Source organism: Clostridium hydrogeniformans DSM 21757 (assembly GCF_000686705.1).
In the GTDB taxonomy this organism is placed as follows: Bacteria; Bacillota; Clostridia; order Clostridiales; family Clostridiaceae; genus Clostridium_Z; species Clostridium_Z hydrogeniformans.
The window spans coordinates 60,682-77,613 of the sequence record NZ_JMLJ01000008.1; the positions used below are offsets into that span (position 1 = coordinate 60,682).

The following is a 16,932-nucleotide window of genomic DNA, read 5'->3' on the forward strand; positions in this document are numbered from 1 at the left end:
GGTTGTTGGGTGTGATGAATATGGAAATATTATCAACAGGGGAGAAAATTAAAAGAGCTAGAATATATAAGGGTGCTACCTTAAAGGAAATATGTGGTGATAAAATTTCGGTATCCAAAATGAGTTGTATAGAAAACAATAAAGTAAAGCCAGAACAATGGATATTAGAAATGGTAGCAGAAAAGTTAGATTTAGATATTAGTTATTTATTGAAGGATGTTAAAGAACAGATAAAGGATAATATAAGTAAGTTTAAGAATCAAAATTTCTCTAATGAATTAGAAGAGAAACTTTCTTATAACTTAGAATATGCTATGGAATATAAGTATTATGACCTAGCATTCCATTTAATACATATATTATTTAAAAATTATTTAGATATTAAGAGTTTTGAGAAAATACAGATTATGGTCTCTAAATATTATGATGTTTGTCAGAAAAGTGGAAGCGTAGATAACATGCTAATATATTTAAAGGATATGGGTAAATATTTCTTTTTCAATAGAGAATACGCTCAGGCATCATCTTATTTTGAGAATATGATAGACTTAATAGATGAAAAAGCTATAGCTGATAATAATGAGAAGGCCATAGCAATATACAATAAAGCCGCTTGTCATGTTAGACTTAAGGATTTTGATGAGGCTTATAGGCTTGTGGACGAATTAAGAACTTATGTAGAGTATGTACAAGATAAGTCAACACGTGCGGGTATATATAATTTTATTGGAGATGTACTTCTTAAAAGAGGTTTGAAGGAAGCAGATGACTTTGAAAATAAAGCTCATTCCCTTTATGAGAATACAGATCAAAAAATTTGTGCACTAATAAATTCTTCTTTAATACTTATGGAAGTTGGTAGAATAGAAAAAAGTTTTATGTATATAAATGAAGCTATAGATATATGTAAAGCTAATAATGAAAAAGGAATTGTAAATGTTCTTATTACATGTGTAGAAAATCTTTTAGAAAAGGGACTTGTGGAAGAGGCACAAAATAGGTGTGATGAGGCTTTGAACTATGCAATTTCTAGTGATGATATTAAATATATAGAAAGAGCTTATTATTTAAAATCAAAGGTATTGCAGAAGCAGGACAAGTTTATAGAATCAGAAATGTATATGAATTTTTCCTTTGATGCTCTTATAAAATTTGGTAGTAAAAAGGATATATATGAAAGATACCTGGAGATGGGTAATATGTATTTTAAACTAGGGGAGACTAGAGAAGCATTAAAATACTTAAATCTTGCTGTAACCATGGAAAAAAAGATTTAAATATAATATAGAATTAGGGTGAACATTTAGAAAAATATAATGTTCACCCTAATTTTATATTATTCCTATAAGTAAAATAAATCATTTTATTAAATAATATAAAGGATAACTTTATCCATTATAGGAGTAGGACTTCAGCATAATTGAAAAACTATTATATAGGGGTATAATAGTATGTGAAAAAGTTTTTAATCATAAGTCTTATATATTTTATAAAAATATATAAGACTTATAGATAGGATTTATATTTAAGGTGAGAATTATTAGGAGATCTCACATTTATAGAAAGGAGTTTTTGTATGAATATAGATAATCTTACTTTAAAGGTACAAGAAGCATTAAATGAGGCACAAAAAACTGCAGTTAGATTTAATCATCAGCAAATAGATGTTATTCATTTATTTTCAGCTTTAGTTAATCAAAAGGATGGATTAATTGGAACAATATTCGAGAGAATGGGGAAAGATTTAAAAAGCATAAAAAATTCCATAGATAATTCTTTAGATAGGCTTCCAAAAGTATTAGGAGAGGGAGCAAAGGGTGGAAATTTATATATAACTAGAAGAGTTGAAGAGGTATTTATAAGAGCTGAAGAGATTAAAAATGAATTTAAGGACTCTTATATAAGTGTTGAACATGTATTTTTATCACTTATTGAAGTAGATAGTAAGGGAGAGGTAGGAAAAATACTTAATTCCTTTCAAATAAAAAAATCAGAATTCATTAATATATTATCTACTATAAGAGGAAATCAGAGAGTTAATACTGAAGCGCCAGAAGAAACCTATGATGCATTAAATAAATATGGAATCAATCTAATAGAAAGAGCAAGAAGCCATAGAATTGATCCTGTTATAGGGAGAGATGAGGAAATAAGAAGAGTAATTAGAATATTATCAAGAAGAACTAAAAATAATCCAGTGTTAATAGGAGAACCAGGAGTTGGAAAGACAGCTATAGTAGAAGGACTAGCTGAAAGAATTGTAAGAGGAGATGTTCCAGAGAGTCTTAAGAATAGAACAATAATATCTTTAGATATGGGAGCATTAATTGCTGGAGCTAAATACAGGGGGGAATTTGAGGAAAGACTAAAGGCAGTTTTAAAAGAAGTAGAAAGTAGTAGAGGCGGTATAATATTATTCATAGATGAGATTCATACCATAGTAGGAGCTGGGAAAACAGAAGGAGCTATGGATGCAGGGAATATTATAAAACCTGCACTTGCAAGAGGGGATCTACATTGTATTGGGGCCACAACATTCGATGAGTATAGAAAGTATATAGAAAAGGATAAGGCACTAGAGAGAAGATTCCAACCAGTGGTTACAGAAGAGCCTACTGTAGAAGACACCATATCTATCCTTAGAGGATTAAAGGAAAGATTTGAAATACATCATGGTATAAGAATTCATGATTCTGCCATTGTAGCAGCAGCAAAGCTTTCACAAAGATATATAACTGATAGATATCTTCCAGATAAGGCTATAGATCTTATAGATGAGGCAGGAGCTATGATAAGATCCGAGATAGATTCTATGCCAAGTGAATTAGATTCTATTAAGAGGAGAATTTTGCAGCTAGAAATAGAGAGAGAAGCTTTAACTAAAGAGAATGATGAATATTCTAAGGAAAGATTAAGGTTAATAGAAAGAGAGGTAGATAATTTAAAAGAAAAGGATAAAGAATTATCTGCTAAATATGAAAAGGAAAAGGCTCATATTCTAGAGGTTAGAAACTTAAAATCATCTATTGATGAAGTTAAAGGAGAAATAGAAAAATATGAGAGGCAATATGATTTAAATAAGGTAGCAGAATTAAAATATGGAGTTTTACCAAAGCTACAAAAGGATATGAAGAAAAAGGAAGAAGAAATAAAAGAAAATTATGATGGAGCTCTTTTAAAGGAAGAGGTTACAGCAGAAGAAATAGGACAGATTGTATCTAATTGGACAGGGATTCCAGTAACAAAGCTAGTAGAAGGAGAAAGACAAAAACTTTTACATTTAAAAGAAGAGTTAGAAAAAAGAGTAGTAGGTCAAGATGAAGCAGCAGAAGCGGTAACCAATGCTGTAATAAGAGCAAGAGCAGGTATAAAAGATGAAAGAAAACCTATTGGATCATTTATATTTTTAGGTCCTACAGGAGTTGGTAAAACAGAGCTTGCAAAGACTTTAGCTAAAACATTATTTGATTCTGAGGACAATATAATAAGAATAGATATGTCAGAGTATATGGAAAAGCATTCTGTATCAAGACTAGTTGGGGCACCACCGGGATATGTGGGATATGAAGAAGGGGGACAATTAACAGAAGCTGTTAGGAGAAACCCATATAGTGTAATTTTATTTGATGAAATAGAAAAAGCACATAAGGATGTATTTAATATATTCCTTCAAATTTTAGATGATGGAAGACTTACAGATAATAAAGGAAAAATTGTAGATTTTAAAAATTCTATAATTATAATGACTTCTAATATAGGAAGTGAATTATTATTAAATAATCATGGGGAAGAAGTTATTGAAGAAGAGGTAAGAAAACAAATATTAGGAGAGGTTAAACTAAGGTTTAAGCCAGAATTTTTAAATCGATTAGATGATATAATATTATTTAAACCTCTATCCCTAGATAAAATAAAATTAATTATTGATATTTTCCTAAAGGATATTGAAGGTAGACTAAAGGAAAAGAATATATCTCTAAGGCTTTCAGAAAAAGCTAAGGATTTAATAGCAAGAGAGGGATATGATGTTTATTATGGAGCAAGACCTCTTAAGAGATATATTGAAAACACTTTAGAGACTGAAATCGCTAAACTTATAATAAAAGGCAGTGTGCATAATGGAGAAAATATATTAGTAGATGCTACTGAGGATAATATTGTTTTAAGTATAGAATAGTACTTTTATTTAAGTTTATTATGAAGACGGTTAAAGCTTAAGTTATAAATTTTAAAAAATATTATAATAAAGTTTATTATAGAAGTCCTTATGTTTCTTACTTTAATATAGCTGTAATAGTATAAGGGCTTTTATAATATTTATGATACTAGACTTTTAAATATATTAGTTTTAGCTTGAATATGTATATATAGTACAAGAATAAGTACTTATTTTACATAAAGAATTAATTAATGTTTTCAATAAAGAAAAATAAATAAACTTTATATATCTAAGAAATTATAATATATTATAGTTATAAAGTAAGAGTTAACTTATAATTCTTATGATTTTGAAAGGAAGGATATATGATAAAATCATTTAAATATGATGAACTTATAAGAAAAGGTAAAGTTTTATTGGGGGAAAAGGATCTACAAGGTGCATTACCCTACTTTTTAAGAGCATGCTTATATAAAGAGGGAGAAAATAATATAGAGTTACTTCTTGATATAGCACTTATTTATGATGAGATGGAAGAATATAATAAAGCTAAGGATATCTATAAGAAAATCTTAAATTTAGATAAAGAAGAAAGCAGAGCATACTATGGTATAGGAGTCTTATATGATAATATTAAGGATTACAGAAAAGCTATAGAATATTATAAAAAGGCTGTAGAAAATAATAAAAATTATGATAGGGCTTATTTTTTTATGGCCAATGCCTATGATGAATTAGGGGAAAAGATAAAGGCAATAGAATTTTATAAAGAAGTAATAAGGCTTATTGATTCAGATTTTTGGGCTCATTTAAACTTAAGTAGTATTTATGAAGAAATAGAGTACTATGATAAAGCCTTAATAGAAGCAGATAAAAGTTTAAATATAATACCAAATCATTATATGGGACTATTTAATAGAGCTGTAGTACTTAAAAAAAAGAATAATATAGAGGAAGCAATAGAATGCTACAAAAAAGCTATTAAGGCTAATTTAGGCTATGGATATTCTTTTTTAAATTTATCAATTATATATAAGGAAAAACAAGATTATAATAAGGCTATAAAGATAATAAGTGAGGGAATAGTATACAATCCTTCAATGCCGTCTTTATATTATAACAGAGCTTGTTTCTATGCTTTAATAAAAAATATAGAAAAGGCTTCTAAAGATTTAAAAAAAGCTGTAGAACTTCTTCCTTGGTTTAAAGAATATGTAAAAAAGGATGAGGAATTAAAAGAAGTATGGCCTTTAGTGATTGAAGATGAGGAGAGGTAATATGAAATTATTTTTTATATCAGATATTCATGGTTCTAGTTATTACTTAAAAAAGGCATTAGAGGCTTATAAAAGGGAAGAGGGAAAGGAAATAGTTATTTTAGGAGATATATTATATCATGGACCAAGAAATATAATTCCAGAAGGGTATAATCCTAAAGAAGTAATAGATATTTTAAACACTTTTAAGGAGCATATAATAGCTGTAAAGGGTAATTGTGATAGTGAAGTAGATGAAATGGTTTTAAACTTTCCTATACTATCAGAGTATAGTTTAATATTTTATAGTGGAAAAAGGATATTTATAACCCATGGACATAAGTACAATGAGAATAATCCAATTACTTCTACTAGGGGAGATATAGTTATAAGTGGGCATACTCATGTACCAAGAGGGGAGAAAGTTAATGGGGTATATTATATAAACCCAGGTTCTATTACATTACCTAAGGAAAATAGTGAAAATTCCTATGGGGTACTTCAGGGTGAAAAGTTTTTTATAAAGGATTTAGAAGGAAATGTTATAAAGACCATAGAATTAAGTTAATTAAGAAAACCATTAAATAAGAATTGTTTATTTAGGAGGAATCAATATGAAGGTTAAAAAGGCTATTATTCCAGCAGCGGGGCTTGGAACTAGGTTTCTTCCAGCTACAAAGGCTCAGCCTAAGGAAATGCTTCCAATAGTTGATAAACCAACCATACAATATATAATAGAAGAAGCTATAGAATCAGGGATAGAAGAAATTTTAATAATAACAGGAAGAAATAAAAAGTGTATAGAAGACCATTTTGATAAGTCAGTGGAACTTGAATATGAATTACAATCTAAAGGAAAGACAGAACTTTTAGAATTAGTTAGAGATATAACTGATATGGTAGATATACATTACATAAGACAAAAGGAACCAAAGGGGCTAGGACATGCCATATATTGTGCAAAAACTTTTGTAGGAAATGAGCCCTTTGCGGTAATGCTTGGAGATGATATAGTTTATAATGAGGGTAAGCCTTGTTTAAAACAGCTTATAGATTGTTATGATGAATATAATACCACAATACTTGGAGTTCAAGAGGTACCAAAAGAGAATGTAGATAAATATGGGATAGTAAGTGGTATTCATATAGAAGATAGAGTATATAAGGTTAAGGATTTAGTAGAAAAACCATCAGTAGAAGAATCACCCTCTAATGTAGCTATTTTAGGTAGATACATAATAACTCCTAAGATTTTTGAAATATTAGAGAATACAAAGCCAGGAAAAAATGGGGAAATTCAGCTTACTGATGCATTAAAGGTTCTAATTTCTGAGGAAGCTATGTATGCTTATAACTTTGAAGGAAAGAGATATGATGTGGGAGATAAATTAGGATTCCTTCAGGCTACTGTTGAATTTGCATTAAAAAGAGATGAACTTAGAGAAGACTTTACAGAGTATTTAAAGTCTTTTAAGCTATAATAAAAGGGAGCAATATTGCTCCCTTTATTATTTATATTATTTTAAGCCATTTTCGTATTGTTCTACCATTCTTTTTACCATTTCTCCACCAACAGATCCACATTGCTTAGAAGATAAATCTCCATTGTATTCGCTAAATGGTACTCCCATTTCACTTGCTACTTCATTTTTAAATTTGTATAATCCATTTTTTGCTTCTGGTACTAATTTCTTTGCCATAAGAAATTCCTCCTTTAATTTATATTATTCTTGGTAAAAATTTTTTTATTTACCTTGTGATAATATTTTATCCTTAAGGTTTTAAAATACACTATAAAAAACAAGGAAATCCTTATTGTTCATAGGAAAAAGAGGAATATTTTTCTTAAAATATTTAAAATAGTTATTGAAATTTTTATAGAAAATGATAAAATACTTTTGTCGGTATTCTTTTAGTAGAAACTGAACAAATAATAACAAAATTTTCTAAAAATTCAACTCACATCTAATTTAGAGTGAGAGTGGGAGGGTATTAAAATGAATAATGTATTTGAGGTAAGGAAAACTAAGGTGAGAAAGCTGACGGTTATAGGACTGCTTTCGGGGATAACCATATTTCTAGGGTTATCAGGTTATGGTTTTATTCAATTACCAATTGCAAGGTTAACTATAATGCATATTCCAGTTATAATAGGTACCATATTAGAAGGACCTAAAGTAGGAATGGCTATAGGATTTATGTTTGGGGCATTTAGTATTTTTCAAAATATGATAGCACCTAATTTATTATCTTTTGCTTTGGTTAATCCATTAGTTTCAATACTTCCAAGAATACTTATAGCTATAACTACATATTTAGTATATAAAGCTGTAAGAATAAAAAATCAATCTATAAGAATATCAATAGCTGCTTTAGTAGGATCTATAACTAATACTGTTGGAGTATTATCTATGATATTACTTTTATATGTGGACAAGTATGCCGCAGCTAAAAATACTACAGTTCAAGGCGCTAAAAAATTAGTTTTAAGTGTGGTATATACAAATGGTATTTTAGAGGCAATAGTTGCAGCACTTATTACATCTTCTATTGTACTTGCAGTTAAAAAAATGAGGAAATAAAGTCTTAAGGTATTATGATTTATCATAATACCTTTTTATTATATAAGCTTATATGAAAATACAAACTCAAGATAACGCATAATATATGATTATTTTTTTAACTTAGTACCATATTTTCTGTCACCATAAATTAACAGTATTATAAGGCTTACTATTAATAATACATTAATTGCACTTCCTAAAAGTATTGATTTAGTAATAAAAACTATAAAAGAAGTTATTAAAAATAATAAACCCGTAATAAGTTCAGAGAAACCAATCCATTTTGAATAGGATAATTTATCTGCTATATTTTTAATATTTAAATCATTAATTAAATCTAATCTTTTGTTATATTTTATTTCATAACCCAAAAATATAAATATAAATCCAAGGATAAAATTTATAAAAATAAATAAAGTCATATTAAAACATCTCCTTATTACCATATTAAACAATATAACAAATTAAGATACTAATTAATTGATAGATTATATTACATAAATTATAACATTATATAATTTATAGAAGGAACATATATATATTTCTAATAAATTTAAAATTAAAGAAAAATATTAATATTTTATTACATGAAGTTAAGTAATATAGCTTTAGAATATATAGTACTAAAGGAGAAAGTAAGAGCTGATGTGTAAGCATAAAAAATAAAAAATTAGGTAATTATAAGAATATCGGTAGAGTTTTATTAGGCTAGAAATAAGGAGTTATAAGTTAAAGGAAGATAAATATAAAGTTTAAGAAGACTTTTATAATCATAAGGTAAGGTGATTTTTAATGAATAAAGATTCTAGGAAACTATTTAATGAAATAGAGGAGCATTTACTAAAGGATGAGAAGCCGTCTAATTATTTTAGGAGAATAAGTGAAGAAGGATATTTAAAGGATTATCCTTTTTCTATGATAGAAGATTTAAAGAATATAGAACAAAATCTTAAATATCACCCAGAAGGGAATGTATTTAATCATTTAATGATGGTTTTAGATGAAGGGGCAAAAAACAGAGAGTTTAGTGAGGATAAAAGAATACTTATGTGGGCACTTCTTTTACATGATATAGGGAAAACCCCCACCACAAAACTTAGGAAGGGGAGATGGACCTCTTATGAACATGACAAAGTAGGAGGGAGGATGGCAGAGGAATTTCTAAACTACTTTAATGAGGATGAAAACTTTATAAAAGAGGTGGCTGCCTTGGTGACCTATCATATGAATCCATTATTTATTGTTAAAAACCTCCCTTTTAGTGATATAGATGGAATAGTTGAAAATACATCTCTATATGAACTTGGGCTTCTTTCATTAAGTGATAGAATGGGTAGGGGGGGAATGGATAGTGAAAAAAGAAGGGAGACTTTTAATAGTATAGAAGAGTTTTTAACTAAGGTAAGTAGTAAGAAGGGAATAGAAAAACCAGAGTTACCTAAATTTAAGGAATAAGTTTTAAAAATCTTATTGATACATATAATATTAAAGAAGAATGAAGTATAAAATTTTAAAATTACTATATATAGATATAAAAATTTTATATATGTGCAAAAAACATAAAGGAATTTTTATACTTTTAAAGAATTATATATTAAATAGACTTTTAGGGGTGATGTTATGGTATATAGCTTTAAAGATTTTTGTTGTGACTTAGATAAAGGAAGAGAATTTGATATAAAATATAAGAATAGAATCTATGGTATAAGTACTGGGGAAAAAGGAATATGTTTTTTAAGATATGGCTATATGGGAGATATTGAATTTTTTAAAGACAGCAAGGAGTTTATTGATAAGGCTACCTTAAGAGAAGGATCTTTAGAAAATTTATGGGATGATATAGAAGTGAGAAACATATTTTAATTAAATATCCTGTGTAAAGGTATTCATTGGTGCATCTAAATTTTTATTTAGGTGCTTTTTATTTTGGGCAGCCACACTAATATGGGCAAGAAGAAATATGTGTACTTTTATTCTACTTATAAAAGTGTGGCTATGAATTTTATAACATGAACTTCGAAATATGTCAAGGTTGCTAGAAAAATCAGAAAATTACAATAATTTTTTCGTGAATTTTAAGTTATACTTGAAATATAGTTAATAAGTTAAAAGTAAAAGAATAAAAGCTTAAAATAATATCTAATCTTCATGGATTTATTATAGAAATTAGGTATTAATTAATATATAATTACATTGGTACATATTTTGTTATATAATTATATATCTTAGAGAATAATGATTAACATAGAAAGGTGATAGCATAATGATTTATTTTGATAATGCTGCCACCACTAAACCTTATGATGAAGTTATAGAGGAAATGTCCTATAGTATGAAAAACTATTTTGGAAATCCCTCTTCTCCTCATAAATTAGGTATGATGGCAGAAAAAAAATTGAATTATAGTAGAGAGGTAATTGGCAGAGCTATAAATGCTTCTAAGGAAGAAATAATCTTTACTTCAGGCGGTAGTGAAAGCAATAACTTCTTTTTAAGAGGATTTATAAGACCAGAAGGACATTTAATAACTACTGAAATAGAACATTCTAGTGTGTTAAAGACTTGTAAGATATTAGAGTCTCAAGGAATAAGAGTAACATATTTAAAGGTTAATAATAGAGGCTTAATAGATTTAGAAGAATTAAAGAATGCTTTAACTAAGGATACATTTTTAGTTAGCATAATCCATGTTAATAATGAAATAGGAAGCATCCAGCCTATAGAGGAAATAGGAAAAATAATAAAGTATCATGGTAGGGCTAAATTTCATGTAGACGCTACTCAAGGATTTGGGAAGGTATCTATAGATGTTAAAAAATGTAATGTGGATTTATTATCAGCTAGCGGACATAAAATTCATGGACCAAGAGGTATAGGAATTGCATATATGAAAAGGGGTTTAACTCCTATCCCTCTTATAGCCGGTGGAGGACAAGAGCTTGGACTTAGAGCTGGAACTGAAAACTTGCCAGCTGCTCTAGCTTTAGGAAAAGCAACAGAAATAATTACTAGCCAATTAAAAGAGAACTATAAGAAGGTTAGTGAAATAAAAGAATACTTTATAAATAAAATAAATCATATAGAGAAATTAAGTATAAATAGCCCTTTAAGTGAAGATATTTCTCCTTATATATTAAATTTAAGTTTTAAAGGGACTAGGGGAGAGGTATTTCTTCATCTTTTAGAAGAAAAAGATATATATGTATCTACGGCTTCAGCTTGTTCTTCAAAGGATAAGAAGTATTCCCATGTGTTAAAGGCTATAGGGCTTTCAGAGGATTATATAGAAGGAACCCTTAGATTTAGTTTTAATGAATTTAGTACTAAGGAAGAAGTGGATGAAACCATAGGAGTCATAGAGGCTTCATTAAAGTTTTTAAGGAGATTAAAAAGATGAGAAGATTAATATTAGTAAAATACGCACCAGAGATATTTTTAAAAGGATTAAATAGAGGGAAGTTTGAAAAAAAATTAAAAAAGAATATAGAAAGAGTGATAAAAGATATACCTCATGAACTTATAATAGATCAAGGAAGATGGTTTATTAGTGGAGAAAACTTAGAAGACTTAATAGAACCTATAAGAAATGTTTTTGGTATAGCAGAGGTATGTATAGTTAGAGAAGTTGAAAGTGATTTAGAAGAAATAAAGAAGGAAGCTTTAGAGGTTATTAAAGAGGTATCACCTAAAACATTTAAGGTAGAAACCAATAGAGCAAATAAAACCTTTCCTATGAATTCTATGGAGATAAGTAGAACTTTAGGAGGATATATATTAAGTAACACAGAAAATTTATCTGTTGATGTAAAAAGTCCTGAGTTTATGCTTAGAGTAGAAATAAGAGGTAAGGCTTATATTTATGAAGATAAGATAAAGGCTGTAGGTGGTCTTCCTTATGGAATGAATGGGGGAACTATGCTTATGCTATCAGGTGGAATAGATTCACCAGTAGCTGGATACTTAATGGCCAAAAGAGGAGTAGAACTTAGTGCTGTATATTACCATTCTCATCCTTATACCAGTGAAAGAGCTAAGGAAAAGGTAAAAGATTTAGCTAAAATTTTATCTGGATATACAGGTAAGGTTAATTTATATGTAGTTCCTTTTACTAATATACAAATGAGTATAATAGAAAATTGTAGGGAAGATGAACTTACTATAATAATGAGAAGATTTATGATGAGGGTAGCATGTGCTTTAGCAAAGAATAAGGGAATACAATCGGTAACTACAGGAGAGAGTATAGGTCAGGTAGCTAGTCAAACTATGGAAGGTTTAGTATGTAGTGATAACTGCTCTGATAGACCTGTCTTTAGACCGCTAGTTACTATGGATAAAGTTGATATTATGGATATAGCAAGAGACATAGGAACTTACGAAACTTCCATATTACCTTATGAGGATTGCTGTACTATATTTGTACCAAAGCATCCTAAAACTAAACCAAGATTAGAAGAAATGGTAAAAAGTGAGTCAGTTCTTAATATTGATGAACTTGTAAAAGAAGCTATTGATAATATGGAAACTTATGAATTATAAAACATAGGATGTGTATTTAAGCACATCCTAATTTTATATAATTTAAATTATTGTTTTACTTAAGTTTTAAAATAGACAGTTGTAAGGTGGTGTTTATATGAGTTTTAGGTTTCCCATAGGATATGATGTATCTTTTTATGAAGATAATAAAGAAGGCTTTGGGCAAATAGTTGATAGAAGAGAGGTAGGAGAGAAAAAAATATATACAATATACACTGAGAAAGGTAAGAAAAAACAGTGTAGAGAAGAGGAACTAGAGCTATATTATTTTGACCCTATGACCATATATGTAATAGAGTTTAGTGATGGAAAGTTTTTAGAGTATGGGGAAAATGGAACAATAAGAAGAGTTTCTCTTAAGAACGCTGATAAGTGGCATTATAAATGGCATGGAGAAGAGGAAGCAAAAAAACTTTCAGAAATTTTAAATGAAGAAGTAAGGTGTAGATGTGTAGAATTAGTTTTAAAATAGCTAGAACTTAGTATATTGAGTATTAATTTATCTGATGGATATAAGCTTTAATATCCCCATCCTCTAAAAGGTGTGGGATAACAGTTGAGACAACCCTAGATTAACTCATCTAACCTTCAGATAATGGAAAGAACACCATATGAAGGAAGATTCGCTCTATAGAATAAAGAATTATAAATTTAGAAAATCTATATAATTTAAGATTAATATACCAATTAAATGTTTACAAAGTATATCTATGGGTATATAATGATGGTGTAATTAAAAGTTAATATAACAATGAGCTAGGGGTGCCTTATTTAGGCTGAGAGAAGTAATAAGACTTTAACCCTTGAACCTGATGTGGATAGTACCACCGTAGGAAAGCATACATATTATTTAATATTTAGATAATTATTGGCTTGCCTAGGGCAAGCCTTTTTTATTTAAGGCATGTCCTTTGGTATTCATGTTAAGTTCATTTAAGTCACCTCTAGCATTAAAGGCTATAGGTGACTTTTATATTAATCTCTATAAAACTTTTAAAATAAATACAAGAATACAGGGGGATTTAAAATGAATTATACAACACAAATGGATGCTGCTAAAAAGGGCATAGTAACAAAGGAGATGGAAATAGTTGCAGGTAAGGAGCAGATGGATTTACATACATTAATGAATCTTGTAGCTGAAGGAAAGATAGCTATACCAGCTAATAAAAACCATAAATCTTTAGATCCAAATGGAATAGGACAAGGACTTAAAACAAAAATTAATGTAAATTTAGGTATATCTAGAGATGATTATAATCTAGAGAGAGAGTTAGAAAAGGTTAAAGTAGCATTAGATATGAAGGCAGAAGCTATAATGGATCTTTCTAACTATGGTAAAACTGCAGAGTTTAGAAAAGAATTAGTGGAAATGTCAGGAGCAATGATTGGAACAGTTCCTATGTATGATGCAGTAGGATTTTATGATAAAGAGCTTAAGGATATAACAGTGGATGAGTTTTTTAAGGTGGTAGAAAAACATGCAGAGGATGGAGTTGATTTTGTAACCATCCATGCAGGATTAAATAGAGAAACCATAGAAACCTTTAAAAGAAATCCAAGACTTACCCATATAGTATCTAGGGGAGGATCTTTATTATTTGCTTGGATGGAGCTTAATAAGAAGGAAAATCCATTTTATGAGCATTTTGATAGATTATTAGATATATGTGAAAAGTATGATTTAACTTTAAGCCTTGGAGATGCTTGCAGACCAGGATGTATAAATGATGCTACAGATGCAAGTCAGGTGAAAGAACTTATGGTTCTTGGAGAACTTACTAAAAGAGCTTGGAAGAAAAATGTACAGGTAATAATAGAAGGACCAGGACATATGGCTATAAATGAAATAGAGGCTAACATGATTCTTGAAAAAAGACTTTGTCATGGAGCGCCATTTTATGTGTTAGGGCCAATAGTTACAGATATAGCACCAGGTTATGATCATATAACTTCAGCAATAGGAGGAGCCATAGCTGCTACTTATGGAGCAGATTTCCTATGTTATGTAACTCCAGCAGAACATTTAAGACTTCCAAATCTTGATGATATGAAAGAAGGAATAATAGCGTCTAAAATTGCTGCCCATGCTGCTGACATTGCAAAGGGTGTTAAAGGAGCCAGAGACTGGGACTATAAGATGGGTAAGGCAAGACAAGAGCTTGATTGGGATAAGATGTTTGATCTAGCTTTAGATAAAGAAAAGCCACAAAAATATAGGGCAGAATCTACTCCACATCATAAAGATAGCTGTACTATGTGTGGAAAAATGTGTTCTATGAGAAACATGAATAAGATTTTAGCTGGAAAAGATATAAATCTTTTAAGAGAAGATGATTAGAATACCTTAAAAGGGGTTAAATGTAAAAATGCTATGAAGACCATTGAGTTTTCATAGCATTTTTACATTTAATTAATAGGAAGTTTAAGAATACACCTTTAAAATTTATAAAAAATATGTATATAATATATATTGACAAAAGATATTTTAAAAGGAGAGGGTGCAGTGAAGTATTGCCAAATATGTGGAGGAGAAAAGGTAGAAATTCATCATATAATATTTAGAAGTGAGGCAAGCTATCTAGCTAATTTACCAATAAATTTTAAATATTTATGTTTTAAGTGTCATAGAGGTAAAAAAAGTCCACATTTTAGCAAGGAAGTTGACTTTAAATTTAAAAGAGAACTTCAAGATAAACTCTATAATATATTTAAAGGGAAAAAATATTATGGAGAAGAGGATATTAAAAACTTATTGAATATAAGTATTAGTGAAGTTTTAAGAGTAGTTAATCCCCTTAAAATATATAAGGAAGGGTATTATATAGAAGATATTATATTAAGACTTTTAGGGGGAAGATTATATTTAGAACCTTATGAGGTTGAAATTAAAAATCTTATGGAAAAATTTATGTAAAATATAATAGTTACATATTGTTAATGGAAATTTTAGAGGTTTTTTAGTATAATCATAACATTAGTAAGGTAAAGAAAGGGAGAATACCATGTTAAGAAATAAAAAGACTTTTTCTTTTATTTTAGCATTAGCTTTAGTTTTTAACACAACCATGGCAACAGCTAGTACTAGCGTAAATGGTAAGAAGCAAGAACAAAAGGAAAATGAAAAAAAAATTGATGGGCTTAAAGAGAAGAATAAATCTTTAGAAACAGAAAAGGGACAAGTTCAACAAGAAATAAAGGAAATTACAACTAATATAGCTGAAAAAATAAATGTTATAAATAATAAGGATAAAGAGTTAAGTAGCGTAGAAGATAATATAAAAGATTTAGAAGGAAGTATATCATCCTTACAAGAGGAAACAAAAGATTTAGAAAAAGGGATAAAGGAAAAAGAAATTGAATTTAAGGACAAAGAGAAGTTACTTGATGATAGATTAAGGGCTATATATAAAAACAATACATACAACCAATTACTTTTTGTTATATTTGAAAGTAGTAGTTTTTCAGACTTTATAAGTAAATTTGAAAACATAAAAAGAATGGTGAATTATGACAAAGATCTTATGGAAGAGATAAAATCTATACAAGATGATCTAAAAGAGAAAGAAGAAAAGCTTCTAGAGGATAGAAAAAGTCTTGAAAATAAAAAAGGCCAATTAGATAGTGCAAAAAGCAAGTTAGTAGAAGAAAAGAAAGCATTAGAAAATAGTAAAAAAGAGTTAGAAACAATGGAGAATCAGAAACTAGCTAAGACTTCAGCATTAAGTGATGAGCAAAAGAAGGTACAAAGAGAAGCATCACAACTAGAAGATATTAATGAGGATATTCAAAGGGAAATAGATTCTATTATTGCAGCTAGTGCTAATAAGAATAATGGAAGTAGTAATAATACCGGTGGAAACAACAATAATAATAATAATGGAACTTCACAACCTAGTAAGCCAAGCTCTGGTGGATGGATTTATCCTGTAAGTGCACCCATTACATCACACTTTGGATATAGAATTCACCCAGTAACAGGGGAGAAAAAGCTTCATACAGGAACAGACTTTGGAGCACCTATGGGAGCACCTGTAAAAGCGGTAAAAGATGGACAGGTTATTTTTGCTGGACTTAATGCAGGATATGGTAAAATGATTATAATTGATCACGGTAACGGAATACAGACCTTATATGGACACTCAAGTGCATTACATGTTTCTACAGGAGACAGGGTTAAACAAGGACAAGTTATATCTAATGTAGGTTCTACAGGAATGAGTACAGGTCCTCATTTACACCTAGAGTTCTTAGTAAATGGTTCAAGAGTAAATCCAATGAGCTATTTAGGATAATAAGAGATTATAAATTGTAATGAAACGCTACTTCTAAGTATAAGAGTTTATCCAAGATATTTTTAATTTTTATATATAATTAAAATCTTAAACTAAAAGAATTATAAAGGTCTAAAAAA

16 protein-coding genes and 1 riboswitch are annotated in these 16,932 nt (G+C 29.0%); of the genes, 14 read left to right on the forward strand and 2 right to left on the reverse strand.

The window, feature by feature from the left end:
* Positions 1 to 20 precede the first annotated feature (20 nt).
* The 5 genes from BR69_RS0105515 to galU all read left to right on the forward strand — a co-directional run bounded on the left by BR69_RS0105515 (position 21) and on the right by galU (position 6,896).
* Positions 21 to 1,277: a helix-turn-helix domain-containing protein gene (locus tag BR69_RS0105515; RefSeq protein WP_027632291.1), complete on the forward strand. Its 1,257-nt coding sequence runs from the start codon at positions 21 to 23 to the stop codon at positions 1,275 to 1,277.
* 299 nt (positions 1,278 to 1,576) lie between these two features.
* On the forward strand, positions 1,577 to 4,177 hold the full coding sequence (gene clpB, locus BR69_RS0105520; RefSeq protein WP_027632292.1) for an ATP-dependent chaperone ClpB: 2,601 nt from the start codon (positions 1,577 to 1,579) through the stop codon (positions 4,175 to 4,177).
* Between the two features lie 347 nt (positions 4,178 to 4,524).
* A complete protein-coding gene (locus tag BR69_RS0105525; protein ID WP_034849415.1) occupies positions 4,525 to 5,436 on the forward strand; it encodes a tetratricopeptide repeat protein in 912 nt (303 codons plus the stop codon).
* 1 nt (position 5,437) lies between these two features.
* On the forward strand, positions 5,438 to 5,983 hold the full coding sequence (yfcE, locus tag BR69_RS0105530; RefSeq protein WP_027632294.1) for a phosphodiesterase: 546 nt from the start codon (positions 5,438 to 5,440) through the stop codon (positions 5,981 to 5,983).
* A gap of 46 nt (positions 5,984 to 6,029) precedes the next feature.
* Entirely contained in the window at positions 6,030 to 6,896 is an 867-nt protein-coding gene (gene galU, locus BR69_RS0105535) for a UTP--glucose-1-phosphate uridylyltransferase GalU (RefSeq protein WP_027632295.1), read from the forward strand.
* 36 nt (positions 6,897 to 6,932) lie between these two features.
* Here galU and BR69_RS0105540 read toward each other — a convergent pair whose 3' ends face one another.
* Positions 6,933 to 7,115, reverse strand: a complete 183-nt coding sequence (locus tag BR69_RS0105540) for an alpha/beta-type small acid-soluble spore protein (RefSeq protein ID WP_027632296.1) — start codon at positions 7,113 to 7,115, stop codon at positions 6,933 to 6,935.
* A 297-nt stretch (positions 7,116 to 7,412) separates the two neighbouring features.
* Here BR69_RS0105540 and BR69_RS0105545 point away from each other — a divergent pair, with 297 nt between their 5' ends.
* Positions 7,413 to 7,997, forward strand: coding sequence for an ECF transporter S component (locus tag BR69_RS0105545; RefSeq protein ID WP_027632297.1), 585 nt, complete (start codon positions 7,413 to 7,415; stop codon positions 7,995 to 7,997).
* Positions 7,998 to 8,086: 89 nt separating this feature from the next.
* Here the strand turns inward: BR69_RS0105545 and BR69_RS0105550 are convergent, their stop codons facing one another.
* Positions 8,087 to 8,401, reverse strand: coding sequence for a DUF3784 domain-containing protein (locus BR69_RS0105550; protein WP_027632298.1), 315 nt, complete (start codon positions 8,399 to 8,401; stop codon positions 8,087 to 8,089).
* Between the two features lie 370 nt (positions 8,402 to 8,771).
* Here BR69_RS0105550 and BR69_RS20005 point away from each other — a divergent pair, with 370 nt between their 5' ends.
* The 8 genes from BR69_RS20005 (at position 8,772) to BR69_RS21095 (ending at position 16,813) form a co-directional block, all read left to right on the forward strand.
* On the forward strand, positions 8,772 to 9,434 hold the full coding sequence (locus tag BR69_RS20005; RefSeq protein WP_034849417.1) for an HDIG domain-containing metalloprotein: 663 nt from the start codon (positions 8,772 to 8,774) through the stop codon (positions 9,432 to 9,434).
* A gap of 165 nt (positions 9,435 to 9,599) precedes the next feature.
* Positions 9,600 to 9,842, forward strand: a complete 243-nt coding sequence (locus BR69_RS0105560) for a hypothetical protein (protein ID WP_027632299.1) — start codon at positions 9,600 to 9,602, stop codon at positions 9,840 to 9,842.
* A gap of 397 nt (positions 9,843 to 10,239) precedes the next feature.
* Positions 10,240 to 11,376: a cysteine desulfurase family protein gene (locus BR69_RS0105565; RefSeq protein ID WP_027632300.1), complete on the forward strand. Its 1,137-nt coding sequence runs from the start codon at positions 10,240 to 10,242 to the stop codon at positions 11,374 to 11,376.
* Positions 11,373 to 12,518: a tRNA uracil 4-sulfurtransferase ThiI gene (thiI, locus tag BR69_RS0105570; protein WP_027632301.1), complete on the forward strand. Its 1,146-nt coding sequence runs from the start codon at positions 11,373 to 11,375 to the stop codon at positions 12,516 to 12,518. Before BR69_RS0105565 ends, thiI begins: the two co-directional genes overlap by 4 nt.
* A 97-nt stretch (positions 12,519 to 12,615) precedes the next feature.
* Positions 12,616 to 12,990: a hypothetical protein gene (locus tag BR69_RS0105575; RefSeq protein WP_027632302.1), complete on the forward strand. Its 375-nt coding sequence runs from the start codon at positions 12,616 to 12,618 to the stop codon at positions 12,988 to 12,990.
* Between the two features lie 276 nt (positions 12,991 to 13,266).
* Positions 13,267 to 13,371, forward strand: a riboswitch (TPP riboswitch).
* A 174-nt stretch (positions 13,372 to 13,545) separates the two neighbouring features.
* The gene (gene thiC / locus BR69_RS0105580; RefSeq protein ID WP_027632303.1) at positions 13,546 to 14,859 is read left to right on the forward strand and encodes a phosphomethylpyrimidine synthase ThiC; all 1,314 of its coding nucleotides are present in this window, start codon (positions 13,546 to 13,548) and stop codon (positions 14,857 to 14,859) included.
* Positions 14,860 to 15,024: 165 nt separating this feature from the next.
* The gene (locus BR69_RS20010; RefSeq protein ID WP_034849419.1) at positions 15,025 to 15,435 is read left to right on the forward strand and encodes an HNH endonuclease signature motif containing protein; all 411 of its coding nucleotides are present in this window, start codon (positions 15,025 to 15,027) and stop codon (positions 15,433 to 15,435) included.
* Between the two features lie 88 nt (positions 15,436 to 15,523).
* Positions 15,524 to 16,813, forward strand: coding sequence for a murein hydrolase activator EnvC family protein (locus BR69_RS21095; RefSeq protein WP_051623507.1), 1,290 nt, complete (start codon positions 15,524 to 15,526; stop codon positions 16,811 to 16,813).
* Positions 16,814 to 16,932: the final 119 nt, after the last annotated feature.

Coding starts and splice junctions, on each gene's coding strand:
- BR69_RS0105550 (WP_027632298.1), bottom strand. CDS start 8,401: ATGACTTTATTTATTTTTATAAATTTTATCCTTGGATTTATATTTATA.
- BR69_RS20005 (WP_034849417.1), top strand. CDS start 8,772: ATGAATAAAGATTCTAGGAAACTATTTAATGAAATAGAGGAGCATTTA.
- clpB (WP_027632292.1), top strand. CDS start 1,577: ATGAATATAGATAATCTTACTTTAAAGGTACAAGAAGCATTAAATGAG.
- BR69_RS0105575 (WP_027632302.1), top strand. CDS start 12,616: ATGAGTTTTAGGTTTCCCATAGGATATGATGTATCTTTTTATGAAGAT.
- galU (WP_027632295.1), top strand. CDS start 6,030: ATGAAGGTTAAAAAGGCTATTATTCCAGCAGCGGGGCTTGGAACTAGG.
- thiC (WP_027632303.1), top strand. CDS start 13,546: ATGAATTATACAACACAAATGGATGCTGCTAAAAAGGGCATAGTAACA.
- BR69_RS0105525 (WP_034849415.1), top strand. CDS start 4,525: ATGATAAAATCATTTAAATATGATGAACTTATAAGAAAAGGTAAAGTT.
- BR69_RS0105545 (WP_027632297.1), top strand. CDS start 7,413: ATGAATAATGTATTTGAGGTAAGGAAAACTAAGGTGAGAAAGCTGACG.
- yfcE (WP_027632294.1), top strand. CDS start 5,438: ATGAAATTATTTTTTATATCAGATATTCATGGTTCTAGTTATTACTTA.
- BR69_RS0105540 (WP_027632296.1), bottom strand. CDS start 7,115: ATGGCAAAGAAATTAGTACCAGAAGCAAAAAATGGATTATACAAATTT.
- BR69_RS21095 (WP_051623507.1), top strand. CDS start 15,524: ATGTTAAGAAATAAAAAGACTTTTTCTTTTATTTTAGCATTAGCTTTA.
- thiI (WP_027632301.1), top strand. CDS start 11,373: ATGAGAAGATTAATATTAGTAAAATACGCACCAGAGATATTTTTAAAA.
- BR69_RS0105560 (WP_027632299.1), top strand. CDS start 9,600: ATGGTATATAGCTTTAAAGATTTTTGTTGTGACTTAGATAAAGGAAGA.
- BR69_RS0105515 (WP_027632291.1), top strand. CDS start 21: ATGGAAATATTATCAACAGGGGAGAAAATTAAAAGAGCTAGAATATAT.